Raw genomic sequence first — 15,298 nt, forward strand, 5'->3', positions numbered from 1 at the left:
CTGCGCGCTATTGCGTCTTTATCCGCATTTCCACGCGGCGGTTGACGGGGTCGTACGGGTTGGGGCTGCGCGGATTCTTTTCGCCCATGCCGATCGCGTTGATGCGGGCAGGCTCGACACCGCTGGCCGTCAGGAAGGCAGCCACCGATTGCGCCCGCCGTTGCGACAGGCCTTCATTGTAGTGCACCGTGCCGGTGGCGTCGGTGAAACCTTCGACGACGAAGTTGAATGTGCTCAGCCGGTTGTCCTTCAGCGCTTTGGCGAACTCGCCCAGTTCAGCGCGCGCAGTGGTGTCGAGCTCGGCCGAATCCAACCCGAAATTGATCAGCATATCGAGGCTGGATTTTTCTCCCGGCGCGTCTTTCGCCTTGCTCTTGCTTTTGCACTCCTCCTCGGTGCCTACACAAATTCCTCGCGACTTGCCGAGGTCAGCCGCTCCGGTAAAAAACTTCACGATGTCTTCTGATTTCTGAACAGGGTCGGCGGAAGCGTGGGTCGAGAAAAACACGACCGCCAACACAAAGGCTGAACTGCCCCACTGCATAGCGGTTACTCCTGCTTGAGCATCCGATTTCGATGGTGGTGATCATACCAAACTCCGAGGCAATTGTCTGTCGATAAACGCCAGGGATAGGGCAGCGCCGGCAGTTGTTGCAGCGTCACCGGTTGAGACTTGACCCGCGCCGCGCCTGGGGCTTGAGTGGCCAAAGCTCCTCGATGAAAGCGTGGCGGTCATGGCCAACGGGCTTCGATTCAAAACGGCACGGGATCTCTTCACGGTTTGTCCCGCTATTGCCCGGGACATGAGAACCCTTCCAACCGAACAGCAGTCGATCGAGTTTTGCCGCGACCTCCTCGCCGGGCGCGTTCCCGAGGAGGCGATCACGTTCTGTGCCTACCTGCTTCCCGATCGGGCCGCGGTGTGGTGGGCGCATGAATGCCTGAGCCATCTGAGCGAGCTGCTCGATGGAACTGATCACGAGTTGCTCGCCTATGTTCGCGACTGGGTCGGTGAACCGAACAGCCCCCACCATCGCGCCACGGTGAGCCAGGCTGAGGCAACGCAGCCGACAACGCCGGGCGCCTGGATTGCCCTGGCGGCGGGATGGCCTGATAATGGTTCTGTTGCTGGCGGATCTGTTGTCGGCGCAGAAGCACCATCGGCCTTGCAGCCGTTTCCCGCCGCCCATGCAGTCAATGCCGGGATTCTGGCCGGGCTGGCGCGTGTCGCACTCGCGGACCGCTTTGCCGTTCTTTCCGCGTTTGTCGAAATGGGCATCCAGATGGCCGAGATCGAGGCGCTGCGCCAATCGGCGGATGCCTACTAGGGCCTCTATCCGACAGAAATCGGACGGATGTCTGCCTTACTTGCAGCCACCTTGAGCCCATTTGGCAAGCGCCACCTTGAAGCGGGTTCCAAGCGGATGTTGCAGGCGCAAGACGGAGACATCGTTGGTGGCGAAATTCTTCGCCTGTTCGCACAGCCGTGCCTCGTCCCATTCATGGCAGCCGTCGCAGTGCTTGCCCTCCCACACCGACTTGTCCAATCCCTCCACCGGGCTGAACAGGGGCTTGCCCTTGATCAGCTGGGCGATGCTCTTGCCGTCGATTGCCGGATCGCCGAAATCGATCGGATGGTCGAAAAAGATCGGATCGTCCGAAGCCAGCCTGGGGATCTTCTGACGCAGCGCATCGAGCGCAAGCTGATCGTCACTTTGGCCCGATGCGCTTGCAGCGCCGGTGTTGCGCGCGTCGGAGCCGCCTTCGGTCTGAGGTGCGCTCGCCTCGCCGACGATCAATGGCGCATTGAGATCGACCTTGTGCAGAACGACCTCCTTGGTCAGCGAAACGTTGATCCAGGGGCGCTGCTTGCCGGAGGTTGCCTTGAAGACGTCGCTGGTGACCCTGTTCATAGCCTCGGTGATGGAGACGTTGGATTCACCGATATGCTGGAGGAGCGCCGAGGTGAAAGGCGAATGTTCGCCCGACCCGTCATAGGAGAGTTGATTGGGACTGGCAGCGAAAGCGACGAGCGTGCCGGCGCCACCGTTCTCTATCGGGATCTCGGCAAGGCCGCTGCTTGCGCCGTTGACGCCCGCGGTCTTGGCCAGCACCTCGGCGAGAGGATTGTCGCGGCAAGCGTCGAGAAACACCAGCCTGATGCTGGTCTCGCGCGACATCTGTCGCAAAACGAAATCAACCGACACGGCCTCGAAGTCGAGGGAGGTTTCGTCCTCCAGCGCGGCGTCGACTGGAAGCAGGTAGTTCTTGCCCGCAACCTGCAAGCCGTGGCCAGCGTAGAAGAACAGCGCGATATCGGCACCGCGCACCTGTTTTGCGAACTGGGCGATCGTCGCCTGCGTCTGCGGCTTGGTCAGATCGAAGCCGGAAACCACCTCGAAGTCGAGCTTCTTCAAGCGCTCGGCCATGGCCTGAGCGTCGCGCACCGGATTGGCAAGCGGCGCCGCGTGCTGGTACTGGGAGTTGCCGAGGACAAGTGCTACGCGGCGCTCGGCACTGGCGGCCGTCAACGTCAAAAGCAAGGCGAGCGCCGCAAACCCAGCGGCGCGAAAGAAGCCACCGCAACGGGCAATCAGATCGCACCCCACCGGAACCTCAGAGCTTGGTGGCGGAAAACTCGATCCGCCGATTGAGCGCCTTGTTCTTGGACGTATCGTTGGCGGCAACCGGCCGCTCCTCGCCGTAGCCGGTCGCTGTGATCTGCGTGCGAGGAATGCCCGCGGCAACAATAGCGTCGGCAACCGCCTGGGCCCGCCGCTCCGACAGCTGCTTGTTCGCCTCCGGCGACCCGTCGGAATCGGTGTAGCCGGAGACCTCGACCTTGAGACTCGGGCATTTGCCGACGACACCTTCGACCTCCGTCAGCAACGGGCGGCTCTTCGCATCGAGCCGCGCGCTGGCCGGCCGGAAGTAGATGGCGCCGGTGCGTGAGAGCACGGCAAACCTGTTCAGGCATTCCTCATCGCTGAAGTTCACCTTGGCGGCGTCGGTGGCCACGGGGCCCACATCGGCCGAAGTCGCCGCGGCGGTTTGGGTGGCGGCTGGTTTGCTGCCGTCGGCGGTGAAGACGAAATCGAACGACACCGACGCGGTGGGCACGATGTTGGTCACATTGGCCGCCTGCTGGAGTTTGTCGACGTTCGGCAGCAGGCCGAAATCCTCCACATGGACAGCGACCGGAGCCTCCGAAGCGACCGACACCATGGTGTCGCTGATCATGGTGACGACGATGCCGGCCTCGAGGTCCTTGTCGACGCCGTGCAGATTGAGACGGAAAGGCAAAGTTGACTTCACCCTGCGCTTTGTCGCGAGATCGGCAAATGCGGCGGGATCCACCTTGGCCGTCAGCTCGGCCGTCGGGTATTTGAATGTCTCGAAGAACAGGAAGCGCATGCGGACATTGCGCAGGTCGACGCCGGTATCGACCGAATTGAGGTCGAACGTGACCTTGGCATCACCCGCCGAGCTGAGCGTGCCGGTGATGTTCCTGATCTTGTTTGTCTCGACGATCGTGTTCTTCTTCACCGACTGATAGGTGATGACTGAAGCCGTGGGATCGAGCGTCCAGTTCGGCGCGGCGTTGGCGGCTTGCGATCCGAGCAGCAGCAAGCCGGAAAGCGCGACGATCAGGCCTAGACCTCGTGCGGCGGGGCCTTTCAGCCCCGTCTTCCACCAGAATGCGACGACTTCGAACATGGAACGCCCCTGCCCAGGACCACCGTATCGACACGACACCTGGCGGGAGCATAGAGCACTTGCGACTGGTTGGCGAGCAGTTGCAACCGGTCTTCCGGTCAAGGTCCGAGCTGCGGAGCTGGTGTGCCAAATGGCAGCAGGCGGCCACGGCAAGCGGTGCCGCGAAACCTTGACCTGCTGTCAAGCGCTCATCCCCAGCCGCCGCTGCCTCCACCGCCGCTGCCTCCACCGCCATTGCCACCGCCCATAGGTGGAACGATGACAGGTGCGGTTTCCTCAGTCGGTTTGACGAGTTTCTTGGCGACGATCTTCTTCTGGCTGATCTTTGGCGTGGTCGTCGTGCGAATGAGCTTCGGCCTGTGCTTTGTCGTCGTCACCGTCGGTTCGGCCTTGGGCGCGACGGACATGCAGCCCGTTACTGCCGCCAGAGCGCCGGATAGAACTGTGGCGATCAATGCCTGCTTCACTGCCCTGCCCACGATTGCCTCCTCATTGATCAAAACAAGTCCCGACGCGGATTGGCTTGCTCCCAGACCGCTCTGGCCGCATTGACCAGTTGGTCGTCAAGCGAGCCCTTCGCCGGGATCTTCGACTTGAGTTCGTCGCGCAATTGCTTGAGCGCCGCCGTTTTCGCCTTCACTGCGAATTTCGTCAGCGTCGTCTGGGCGCCCGGCAATTCCTTGCGAAGATCAAGCGCGACCGCGAAGGCCAGATAGCGTACCGCTATCGTCTGGTCGGCATTGGCGCCCTTCTGCATTTCGAGCGCCGCGCGATCATATGCGCCGGACTGATCGCCGCGTGCCGTGGCCAGCTCGAACAGTCTTTGCGCTTCGTCGAGGTTTTGCTCCACACCAACGCCATCCCGGTACATGCGCGCTAGGCTGGCCGGAGCGTAGGGCTGGCCTAGATCCATAGCCTGCTGGAATAGCCCTTGCGCCTGCCCGGGATCCTTCTCGACGCCCACACCGGCCAAGTAGTTACGGCCGAGCAGGTTCATCGAATACATGTCTTGCCGCTCGACACCCGCCTTCAAAAAGGCAACGGCGCGGGCTGGATCGGCGGGCACGCCGTTGCGGCCTTCCGTGAAGATCGCGGCGAGATCGTTCATCGCATAGGTATGTCCCATCGCCGCCCCCTTGAGCAGCAGGTCCAGGCCCTTGCCAGTGTCGCGTTCGACCCCATAACCATTGAACAAGGCACGCCCCCATGACGTCATCCCGTAAGGATCGCCCTTGTCGGAGGCCGCCGCGTAGAAGGTGTTGGCCTGCTTGCGGTCGATGGGCATTCCGGTTCCCGTCGCGTTGAGGTAGCCGAGCTCGAACACGGCGCGGACGTGGCCCTTATCGGCCGCCTCCTGAATGGCTTTCTTCGCCTGATCGACCTTGCCGGCTGCCAGCAGCGCTCGGCCCAGCTCGTAGCGGAAGCGGGCGACATCGGGATAGGCCTTCACCGCCGCCTCACAGGCCTTCACGGCCGCGGCGCCGATTTCGTTCGGCAGCAGGCCGGGGACCACGCCTTGCAGATCGAGAGGCTCGCCCGCAGCCTGGTCGCAAGGATCGACGCTTGGCGACAGCTTCATCGTGGCGGGCTTGGAGGAACTGCTGTCCGCACGGATTTCGAAGCCGACCTCGACCGTTTCGGCGGCACCGATCTGGGGTTCATAGCGCAAATTATCGACCTCATCGGCCATCAGGCTCGACTCTGGCGACAGGGCACGATCCGGCAGGGACAGCGTACCCGTTGCCGGATAGCTCGCGAGTTTCAGGCTGACCGCGGGATCCTTGGTCGGGAAGTCCAGCTTCAGCGGAACCGGGCCGACACCGACCGGGACGCTGATCTGCCGGTTTTCGATCGCCTCGGCGGCGCCGGTGATATGGATGCCTCGCTCCAGCACCTGCTGTTTCTGCTCGGTCTCGAGCGAGGCCACAATCTGTTCGCCCTCGGCGCCCTGGCCGCTTTTGACGCGGAACACCATGATGCCCTGGGCTTCGCCGCCCCAATTGTCATGCGTGGCGTAGGCCAGCATGTCCACATCTTCCGTCGCACCGGCGCCCTTGGGCACATCCAGCTTCAGGCGCGGCAGGTCCTTGCCCTGGATCTGTTCGCCCACCGCGACAGCCTTGCCGTCCAGCAGCAGGCGTCCGAGCGCAGGCGGCCTTTCGATGCTGACGGTGATTGATCCGCCATCGACATCGACCGGTTCCGGCAAGTCCAGGGCAACAGGCCCGACACCCGACGGCACGACCTTCTCCAGAACCGGCGGCAGCGAGGGCCGGCTGGTGCGGCGCATCAGGACAACTTCATCGATGAGTGAGGAGTTTTCCCAGGGAACCTGCTTGCCGTCGGTGGCCTCGACCACATCGCGGCGCACCGCGGCCATGACCGTGCGTATCTCCTGGTTCGGCGCCAGCGCGCGACGAGAGAATGCGGATGAAAACGGGCTGAGGTCTCCCGCTCCATCATAGGCGACCGCCCCTGGCTCGGTGGCAAAGGCAATCAGCGTGTTCAAGGAGCTTTTGACCTGCGCAAGGCCGGTGTTGCCGGCCGTGATCAACTGGTCCCTCAGCCAATAATCCTTGCGCGGAAACGGATTGTTGCGGCAGGCATCGAGGATGATCACCTGGATCTTCGATTTCGCGCGCAATTGCTGCAGGACATCGTCCAGCTTGACCGCCTGGACCTCTATGTCGGCCGCATTCTTCAGCGAGGCATCCACGGGGATCAGGAAATTCTCGCCACCGATCTGGAAGCCGTGACCTGAATAGTAGACGACGGACAGATCGGCGCCGTCCGCCGCCGCGAGGTAGTTGCGGAACTGTGCCTCGAACTGCAGCTTTGTGAGATCCTTGGCGACGAACACTTCGAAACCGGCCAACCGAAACGTCTTGGATACGTCCTCGGCATCCTTGCCAGGATTCTTGAGAGCCGGGATGTCGCGGTACTGAGAATTGCCGATCACCAAGGCGACCCTTCGATCGGCCGACGCATTGAAGGTCGTAAAGGCCGCTACGAGGAAGACCGCGATGAATCCGCAAAGTCGGAGCATGGCAACTGTTTCAACCGTCGCTACCTGATGACCACAAGCCCCCAGGTTGCGGTATCAAGGTCCGTTAGAGAGCTCACAATCCGCCGAGACAGGAACAGAAAGAAAAACCGTCGCGACAGCAGGCACCTTCCCCATCCGATTGGGGTCTAAATTACCTCAGAGCCGCACCATCCGCAATGAGTGTCAAACGGCACCGGCATGGTTGTCTGGATCCGACGCACCCGCCAGGCCTCAATCCAGCGACGGGTGCCGCCGAAGAATGAAACGCGGATCCAGAGGCAACTCGGTGGCGTCCACTCGAACCCGGTGTAGCAGCCAGTTGCTACCATCGGTACAAATCTTAGTGCTACCTGATGTGAATGGCGGACTTCACAGGGACGGTGTAGGGTTCGCACCAAGAAGAACTGAGCCGAACTCACGGCGCCAAGCGAATCTGGGAGGATTCATGGTCGAAATCATCTCCAAGCGGGATGGCCCGCGGCGCGAGGACATGCAGGTCAAGAGGCTGATCGAGCAGAACCGCTCGACCATTGTTCGCCTTGCCGACCAGATTAGCGGCGGCGGCTATTCGGCTTCCAAGAAGCCGCGCCAGCAACCCAAGGCGGAAGGTCTGATCATCCATGTTGGCGGCAGTGCGGCCACCGTGACTGAGGCCAAGCCGTCCATCCGCGTCACCATGAACGGCCGGGTGATCTCCAAGGATCAGAACACCGGCCGCCAGCTTCATCATATCGGCGATGTCCGCGACCGGAATGGGGAACAGATCTTCGTCCTGGCAACGAAGCAGAACGGCTTTTTCTCACCAGTCGACGAAACCGTCGCCGAGGCGCTTGCCGAACTGGACGGAGCCCACCTGACTGCGACCTATGGTGAAGAACAGCTTGCCGCCGACATCGGCGCGAAACTCGGCATCGACTGACCACCGGCACTCGGGCGTCGCTGAGCACGCCCAATCCGCGACAGCATACAGAAATGGCATACCTCAAAGGTACTGTGATGACTGAATGAGACACGCGAACGGCCCCGATCAGATGAAGACCGATGCTCTTCCGGCGCGTGCGTCGATGGCCGCCGGACAGTTGGTTCTGGACAACATCGACTATGACGAGCGCGCCACCATGCGCGCTTGGGAAAGTTTTCTGGCTGACGCGCCGAAATGCGCCCGCGATCCGGTCCATGTCCGCTCGCTGATCCACGATTCCTGGTATCGCAGCGCCACCGGCGGCATCAACGCGCAAGGCATCGAAGCGCCGCTGAGCAGCGATCGTGACGAGATCGAATATCTGACCCGTGCCAACGCCGAGCTGCTTTCGGCGGCGCGGCGATCGTTTGCCTCCCTTGGCCAGTTGCTGGAAGGGACGGGAGCGATGCTGGTGCTCGCCGACAGCGATGGCGTGCTGATCGACGCGATCGGCGACAAGAAGACCTTGCATGACGGCATGGACATTCATCTGGGCATCGGCGGCAAATGGAACGAGGACGCCGTCGGAACCAACGGCATCGGCACGGCGCTGTGGACTGGCGAACCGATTTTCGTCCACGCGGCCGAACATTTCTGCGCCGGCATCAAATCCTGGACCTGCGCCGGTGCGCCGATCCGCGATCCGCTGGACGGCAAGATCATCGGCGTTGTCGACCTTTCCGGCTATTCGCCGATCTTCCGGCCGCACAACACGGCGCTGGTCGCCGCCACCGCCAGGCAGATTGAAAAGGCGCTCGCCGAACAACAGCAGGAGCAGCGCACGCGCCTGCTTGAAGCCTTCATTTCCTCGGCACCCAGCTACCGACGGAAAGACGGTTTGGTGATCGTCGATCATCGTGGCCGCGCGATCTTCTGCAACAATGTGCCCAATGGCGACGCGACGGAGATGATGGACGGCCCGATGGAACCTGGGCGTGGTCGTTGGCTGATGAACCTGCCGGCCTCCGGCTCCGACACCGATCTCGCCAACGCGCTGCCGGCGCATCTGCGATCCTGCCATGTCACGCCGCTGAAGCTTGATGGCGATCTTCGTGGCGCGGCTTTGGTGTTTCCTTCGGTGCCGGCCGTCTCGAGCATGACGGTGATCCGCCGGGAGGAGAACAAGCATCTGCGGACAGCCGCGGCGATGATCGTCGGCGAAAGCGAAAAGTTGCTGGCCGCCGTCGATGTCGCCTCCCGGGTGGCCGGGTCGAAGGGTGTCACCTCGTTGCTGATCGAAGGCGAAACTGGCGTCGGAAAAGAGTTGTTCGCACGGCTTGTCCATGCCGGCAGCCGGCGCACCGAAAACGATCCGTTCATCGCCATGAACTGCGGTGCAATCACCAAGGAGCTGTTCGGCAGCGAATTGTTCGGCCATGTCGCCGGCGCCTTTACCGGCGCTTCGCGTGACGGCAAGCCGGGCATCTTCGAACTCGCCAATGGCGGCGTGCTCAGCCTTGACGAAATCGGCGAATTGCCACTCGAAATCCAGCCCTTCCTGTTGCGTGTCCTCGAGGAGCGTGTGGTCCACCGCATCGGCGACTCGAGAGGTCGGCCGGTGGACGTGCGACTGGTCGCCTCGACCAATCGCGACCTCAAGCAGGAAGTCGCGGCAGGGCGCTTCCGCAGCGATCTCTATTACCGCATCGGCGCGGTCTCGATTCATGTCCCAGCTTTGCGCGAGCGCGGCGACGACGTGCTGCTGCTGCTCGAGCATTTCAACCGGCAAATCGCGAAGCTGGCGGGCAATGATCCGCTAGAATTTTCGAACGACGCGCTCGATGCGCTGCTTGCCTATCGCTGGCCGGGAAATGTGCGTGAACTGAAGAATCTGGTCGAACGCCTGCATATACTGGCGCGCGGCAGCACGATCGACTTGGAGGATCTTCCCGGCGAAATCAATGCGGGCAATCGCAACACCATGGCCATGCACGGCGACCATCCCACAGCCATGCTCGAAGCGCCCGTATGTACATTCGAGGACGCGGAACGCCAGGCGATCAAGAACGCGCTTGCCGCGGAGAGCGGCAATCTCAGCAAGGTTGCGCTCAGGCTCGGCATTTCACGGCCGACGCTCTATCGCAAGCTCGGTCAATACGGCATCCGGCGCGGCTTCCTCTAGACCCGACACAAAAAACCGCGGCATTTGCGCCGCGGGGTTGGGGAAGTTCGTTCGACCGAATTTGCCTTCAGGCAGCGGTCGCGGGGATGATCAGCTCTTGATGATCAGCTCTTTACGACCGCACCGGTACCTTTCTCCGAGACGTAGCCGAGGACGTTGCCGATGATCAGCGAAATCACCACGGCCGCCGCGACCTTGACTATGCCGCCGGCGCCTTCGCCATAGGCGGCGGCACCGAGCAGAAAAAGTGCTGCGGTCGTTGCGTAGCCATAGACCGCTGACGGAATGGCGCTCAGCAATGGCAGTTTGGCGGCGAGGATCAGGACGATGATTGAAATACCGACGCAAATGCCGGCCATGATCGCCGTAACGCCTATGGACGTCAGCGCGATCAATGCGCCGGCCGCGCAAATCGCGCCCCACAAATTCGCAACCGCCGAACTCTTGAACCCGGCTTCCTTGCCGCCGCAGTGATAGAAGCTCCCCCAGCCGACGAATACCGCCCAGATTAGCAGATAAGGACTGCCGATCGTGATCGCCGCCCATGTTGCAATGCCACCCATAATGCCGATGACGACGGCCAGCCCTGTAACAAGATCCATGTTGTCCTCCCGTTTTTCCACACCACGAAGCAAGGTAATTCGTATGGGGATCGCGCTTCGCCGACGGCCCGATACGGAAATGCCATGGCATCAGCCACGGAGCTCGAGAAGGAAGGCTTGCCGGTCAGGCAAGCAGTCAGATCGAACCGGACGCGGCACCCGTTCGGCGCCGCATCCGGTCCGGATGCTTCAGGGAACGATGACGCCACGTCCGGTGAACCGACGGTTCTTGAAATCGTCGAGGGCGGTGTTGATGCTGGCGAGATTGTATTCGGTGTAGTGCATCTTGACCTTGCCGTCGGCGTTGAGTTCCATCAGCTCGACAAGCTCGGTGAAATTGCCGACCAGGCTGCCGCCGATGTTGATCTCCTCGATGACCAAATGCGCGGTCGGCACGTTTATGTTGCCGCCATAGCCGACGACGAACAGTTGCCCGCCCTTGCGCACCATCTTCCAGCAGATGTTCTCGACGCCGAGTTCGCCGACGAAGTCGATCACCACATGGGCACCGCCGCCGGTGATCTGGGCGACCTCCTCGACAACGTTCGGCCCGCCATCGAGGATGAAGTCGGCGCCCAGATCCTTGGCCAGCACCCGCGCCGCCGGTTCGCGGTCGACGGCGATGATGCGGCAGCCCGAGATCGCGTGCAGCGATTGGAGCGCGATATGGCCAAGCCCGCCTATGCCGAGCAGCACGCAATAACTGCCTGGCCGCAAGAGCTTGGCGGCGCGTTTGGCGGCGCGGTAGGCGGTGATGCCCGCATCGGCCAGCGGCGCCACCTCGATCGGCGTGATGTTGGCGTTCAGCTTGATCAGCGAGCGTTCGCTGGTGATGAAATACTCGGCGAAGCCGCCATTCATGCCAAGGCCGGGGAATTGGCCGTTGTCGCAATACATGTCCTCGCCATGGCGGCAGTTGAGGCAGATGCCGCAGGATCGGAAGGGATGGCAGATCACGGCGTCACCGCGCTTGACCGACCTGACACCGCTGCCGACCTCCTCGACCCAGCCGGCATTCTCGTGGCCCATGATGTAAGGCAACAGCGTGCCTTCGGGATCCATGGTCGGCTTCCACACGCCCTCGATGATGTGCAGGTCGGTGCGGCAGAGGCCGGCGGCACCCACCCGCACGATCACCTCGTCGGGAGCGGTGATTGTCGGCGCCTTGACCTCCTCGATCTTGAGCTGGACGTTCATCTTCGGGTCGTATTCGTAGAGTCTGGCAGCTTTCATGGCTGTGTCCTTTCAACGTCGAAATCGTTCCGTCGGAATTGTCGCCTCAGGCGCGGCCGAGCTTTTCGGAGCCGCCGCCACGCGCCGGGCCGGCCGTCGGATCCTCATCTTCGGCAAGATCGCCAATCAGCGTTTCGGTGGTCAGGATCAGGGTCGCCACCGAAGCCGCGTTGGCGAGCGCGGTGTAGGTGACACGAACCGGATCGATGATCCCGGCCTCGAACATGTTCTGATACGCGCCGGTCGACGCGTTGTAGCCATAGCCGCCATTGATGCGGGTGACCTCGGTCACCACCGCTTCGGGATCGGCGCCGGCGTTGGCGGCGATGCGCCACAGCGGCCGCGACAGAACCGAGCGCACCAGGCGCACGCCCTCGGCGACATCGCCATCGACGCCAGCCGCCACCTTGTCGAGCAGCGGCGCGATCTGGGCAAGCGCCGAGCCGCCGCCGGCGACCACGCCCTCTTCGGACGCGGCGCGCACCGCGTTCAAGGAATCCTCGATCAGCTGGATGGTCCGCTTCTGCTCGACCGGCGTGACACCGCCGGCATAGAGGATCGCGGTGCCGCCGGAGAGCTTGGCCAGGCGTTCGCGCAGCTTGTCCTGGTCGATGTTGGGCGGCGAGGCTTCATACTGCCGCTGCACCTGGGCGCGACGCGAGGCGATTGCCGCATGGTCGCCGCCGCCACGGATGATCGAGGTGTAGGACGAACTGGTCTTCACCCGGTCGGCCGTGCCGAGATCCTCTGCGGTGATATCCTCCAGCCGGCCGCCGAGATCGCGCGCGATCACCTTGCCGCCGGTGATGATGGCCAGATCCTCCATCATCGCCTTGCGCCAGTGGCCATATTCCGGCGGGTGGACGACGAGGTACCGTCCCGGTCCCTGCTTGCCGAGCAGCGTGACCACCACGTCCGGCGACATTTCCTCGGACACGATCAGCAGCGGCCGGCCATCCTCGTCGGCGATGCGGCGAACCGCATCGAGCTGCCCGGGTTCCTTGATCTTGAGGTCGGTCATCAGGATGTAAGGCCGTTCGAGCACGGCCTCCATCTTCTCCTGATCAGTCACCATGTGATGCGAGAGGTAGCCGCGTTCGAAGGACATACCCTCGACGACATCGAGCGTGGTCTCGGTGGTGACGCTGAAGTCGGTGGTGATGACGCCTTCGGCGCCCACCCGCTGATGGGCTTCCGCCACCAGCGCGCCAAGCTTGGTGTTGGTTGCCGCGATATTGGCGACCGAAGCCAGGATGCCGTTGCCCTTGGCCGGCTTGGCCGATGCCTTGAGTGCCGCCACCACCGCCGCCACGGCGAGGTCGATGCCCTTGCACAGATCGACGGATTTCACGCCGCGTTCATTCGCCTCGACGCCGCCCTGGATAAGCGCGTTGGCGAGCACGATGGCCGTCGTTGTGCCGTCGCCGGCGATCTCGTTGGTCTGCATCGACACTTCGCGGACGACCTGCGCCCCCATGTTTTCGAAGCGGTCGTGCAGCTCGATCTCGGAGGCGATGCTGACACCGTCGCGGGTCACCATCGGCGTGCCGATCGGCCGGTCGATCATGGCGTTCATGCCTTTGGGGCCGAGCGTTGGCTCGACAGCGGCTGCAAGCCGGAAGACGCCACGGGCGAGAGCCCGGCGGGCTTCGGAATTGTGAAGCATTATCTTGGGCATGATTCCTCCTTCCGCCTTACGGGCGGGTTGTTGGTTAGGGGCCTCGTGCGAGGGAGGCCGTTGCTGTCGGCTCTGCTTCAGGCGGTCGGTGCGGTCCCGGGCGGCACGCGATCCAGAATGAAATCGACCAGCGTCGGTTCGCCGTCGACCACATCCAGTTCCTTGTATCTGGTCTGCTTGAGCCCCCGGCACAGCGCGCCGTTGAACTCCATGTTGATGCGCACACCGCGCAGTTCGGCGAGATGGGCACTGAGCGCGGCCGGTGGGATTTTCTGTCCTTCCCAGGTCACGAAGACAGGATCGTCCGCCCGGCGGTCGGGAAAACGCTCAAGCAGAGCCGCCCGGTACCTCGGCTGCTGTTTGGCCGCCTCGCCCGGTTCGAACCGCGCGACGTCGTAAGCCGGCAGGTCCATGCCGAGGATTTCGCGATCGGTCAGACCGTGCTGCCGGAGGCCGCGCAAGACTGCCTCCTGGCGGCGCTTGAATGCCTTCACCCTGAAGGTTTCGCGCAAGCCGCCGAGATCCTGATCCTCGGCAAGCACGGCGAAGATATCGCCGAAGCTTTTGCCCTCCGCCATGCCGCGATTGACCTCTTCGGCGAACATGTGGTCGTGCAGTTGGACGCGATAGGCAGGCTTCCAGGAGAGCTGGTCGAGCGCCTTGCGGACGCCGTCCAGCATCAGGAACGCGAAGTTGGGCGAGCACCAGTAGGTCGGCAGGCGGAAGTCGATCTCCACGCTGCCATCGCTCGTCACCTGCGCCCGCTCGACGAAGCCCATCTCGGTGACGGGTTCGTCGAGTTCCGGGTCGTTGACCTCACCAAGGCGCCGCCAGAGTTCGTTCTCGCGGCCGCCGGAAACATTGGCGGTTGCCATGGCTGCTACTCCGCCGCGATGCTGAAGGGCGAACTGGCAAGCGCCTTCTTCTTGGCTTCGATGTCGATGTTGTAGAGACGCGCGGCGTTGAGGCCGAGGATCTTCTCCTTGATCTCGTCGGTCAGCTGCACACCCCGTTCGGCGGCGATGTCCTGCGGGATCTGGTAGGCCCAGAATTTCTCGACCAGCCAGCGCGGCGTCCAGATCGCGTAATCGGAACCGAACAGGATCTTCTCCGGCCCGAGCCAGAACAGCAGCTCGGCGATGACTTCGCCGAAATAGCGCGGGCGCGCGTGGATGAAGGGCAGTGCCACCGCCAACCCGCCATAGACATTGGTTTCCTGCGTCGCGATCCAGCAGAAATCGTCGAGGCGCGGCAGGCCGCAATGCTCGATGATCCAGTTGAGGCCCTGGAAATCCGTCGCCGCTTGATCGACGTCATGAACGTCGAACGCATCCTTCGAGAGCGGCAGGATCGTCGGGCCCTTGTGGACATGGATGTTCCGGATGCCGAGCTTGTCGCAGAGTTCGAAGCACTTGTAGGCATCGGGATCGGTGAGCTTCCAGCCCTTGGAGGCGCCATTCCATTCGGCCGTGTACATCTTCACGCCCTTGACGTCGTAGGTCTCCTTGAGGAAGTGGATGTATTCCAGCGCCTTCTCGCCGTCGCGCGGATCGAAGGCGCCGTTGACGATGAACCGCTCCGGATAGCGCTTGGCCACCTCGGCGTTGCGCTCGATCGTGTTGAAGCCGTTCTTGTAGAAATCCTTGAGATAGGTCGACTGGACGATCGCCACATCATCGGGTCCGTCGATGAACAGGTCGCGATAGAGGTCGTCGGCGCTGTATTTTTCGAACTTGCTCTTCTCCCACAGCTGGTCCTTCGGGCTCAAGCCCGTGTGATAGGCATAGAAGCACTCGATGAACTGCTTGCCGTGGATGTTCTTCTGGTTTTCCGGGCTGCCGTCCCAGAAATGGGTGTGGCCGTCGACCACGAAAATGTCCTTGCCTTCCGGTGTTCTGTACATGGTTGCCTCCGCAGCAATCGCGTTGATCGGTTCGGC

General features: G+C 62.5%; 13 protein-coding genes. 3 read left to right on the forward strand and 10 right to left on the reverse strand.

Annotated elements, in window-relative coordinates:
• Window positions 1–7: 7 nt before the first annotated feature.
• Window positions 8–544: an OmpA family protein gene (locus tag FCU66_RS02945; RefSeq protein WP_136619358.1), complete on the reverse strand. Its 537-nt coding sequence runs from the start codon at window positions 542–544 to the stop codon at window positions 8–10.
• Window positions 545–734: 190 nt separating this feature from the next.
• Here FCU66_RS02945 and FCU66_RS02950 point away from each other — a divergent pair, with 190 nt between their 5' ends.
• Complete coding sequence (locus FCU66_RS02950; RefSeq protein WP_181956523.1) at window positions 735–1,328, forward strand: DUF6931 family protein; 594 nt, start codon at window positions 735–737, stop codon at window positions 1,326–1,328.
• Window positions 1,329–1,364: 36 nt separating this feature from the next.
• Here the strand turns inward: FCU66_RS02950 and FCU66_RS02955 are convergent, their stop codons facing one another.
• The 4 genes from FCU66_RS02955 to FCU66_RS02970 all read right to left on the reverse strand — a co-directional run bounded on the left by FCU66_RS02955 (window position 1,365) and on the right by FCU66_RS02970 (window position 6,763).
• Window positions 1,365–2,543 (reverse strand): caspase family protein, encoded by a 1,179-nt coding sequence (locus tag FCU66_RS02955; RefSeq protein WP_246093744.1) that lies wholly within the window; start codon window positions 2,541–2,543, stop codon window positions 1,365–1,367.
• A 73-nt stretch (window positions 2,544–2,616) separates the two neighbouring features.
• Window positions 2,617–3,717, reverse strand: a complete 1,101-nt coding sequence (locus FCU66_RS02960) for an OmpA family protein (RefSeq protein WP_136619355.1) — start codon at window positions 3,715–3,717, stop codon at window positions 2,617–2,619.
• 188 nt (window positions 3,718–3,905) lie between these two features.
• A complete protein-coding gene (locus FCU66_RS02965) occupies window positions 3,906–4,196 on the reverse strand; it encodes a hypothetical protein (protein ID WP_246093745.1) in 291 nt (96 codons plus the stop codon).
• Window positions 4,197–4,213: 17 nt separating this feature from the next.
• Window positions 4,214–6,763, reverse strand: a complete 2,550-nt coding sequence (locus FCU66_RS02970; RefSeq protein ID WP_136619354.1) for a caspase family protein — start codon at window positions 6,761–6,763, stop codon at window positions 4,214–4,216.
• 445 nt (window positions 6,764–7,208) lie between these two features.
• Between FCU66_RS02970 and FCU66_RS02975 the strand changes: the two genes are divergently transcribed.
• The gene (locus FCU66_RS02975) at window positions 7,209–7,682 is read left to right on the forward strand and encodes a hypothetical protein (protein ID WP_136619353.1); all 474 of its coding nucleotides are present in this window, start codon (window positions 7,209–7,211) and stop codon (window positions 7,680–7,682) included.
• A gap of 85 nt (window positions 7,683–7,767) precedes the next feature.
• The gene (locus tag FCU66_RS02980; RefSeq protein WP_136619352.1) at window positions 7,768–9,846 is read left to right on the forward strand and encodes a sigma-54-dependent Fis family transcriptional regulator; all 2,079 of its coding nucleotides are present in this window, start codon (window positions 7,768–7,770) and stop codon (window positions 9,844–9,846) included.
• 104 nt (window positions 9,847–9,950) lie between these two features.
• Here FCU66_RS02980 and FCU66_RS02985 read toward each other — a convergent pair whose 3' ends face one another.
• The 5 genes from FCU66_RS02985 to FCU66_RS03005 all read right to left on the reverse strand — a co-directional run bounded on the left by FCU66_RS02985 (window position 9,951) and on the right by FCU66_RS03005 (window position 15,262).
• Window positions 9,951–10,448, reverse strand: coding sequence for a DUF1097 domain-containing protein (locus FCU66_RS02985; RefSeq protein WP_136619351.1), 498 nt, complete (start codon window positions 10,446–10,448; stop codon window positions 9,951–9,953).
• Between the two features lie 189 nt (window positions 10,449–10,637).
• Entirely contained in the window at window positions 10,638–11,681 is a 1,044-nt protein-coding gene (locus FCU66_RS02990; RefSeq protein WP_136619350.1) for an NAD(P)-dependent alcohol dehydrogenase, read from the reverse strand.
• 46 nt (window positions 11,682–11,727) lie between these two features.
• Window positions 11,728–13,359, reverse strand: coding sequence for a molecular chaperone GroEL (gene groEL / locus FCU66_RS02995; protein WP_136619349.1), 1,632 nt, complete (start codon window positions 13,357–13,359; stop codon window positions 11,728–11,730).
• Window positions 13,360–13,436: 77 nt separating this feature from the next.
• On the reverse strand, window positions 13,437–14,234 hold the full coding sequence (locus FCU66_RS03000) for an iron-sulfur cluster assembly protein (RefSeq protein WP_136619348.1): 798 nt from the start codon (window positions 14,232–14,234) through the stop codon (window positions 13,437–13,439).
• 5 nt (window positions 14,235–14,239) lie between these two features.
• Window positions 14,240–15,262, reverse strand: a complete 1,023-nt coding sequence (locus FCU66_RS03005) for an amidohydrolase family protein (protein ID WP_136619347.1) — start codon at window positions 15,260–15,262, stop codon at window positions 14,240–14,242.
• Window positions 15,263–15,298 lie beyond the last annotated feature (36 nt).

Origin of the sequence: Mesorhizobium norvegicum (genome assembly GCF_004919685.1) — a bacterium.
Taxonomy (GTDB): Bacteria; Pseudomonadota; Alphaproteobacteria; order Rhizobiales; family Rhizobiaceae; genus Mesorhizobium; species Mesorhizobium norvegicum.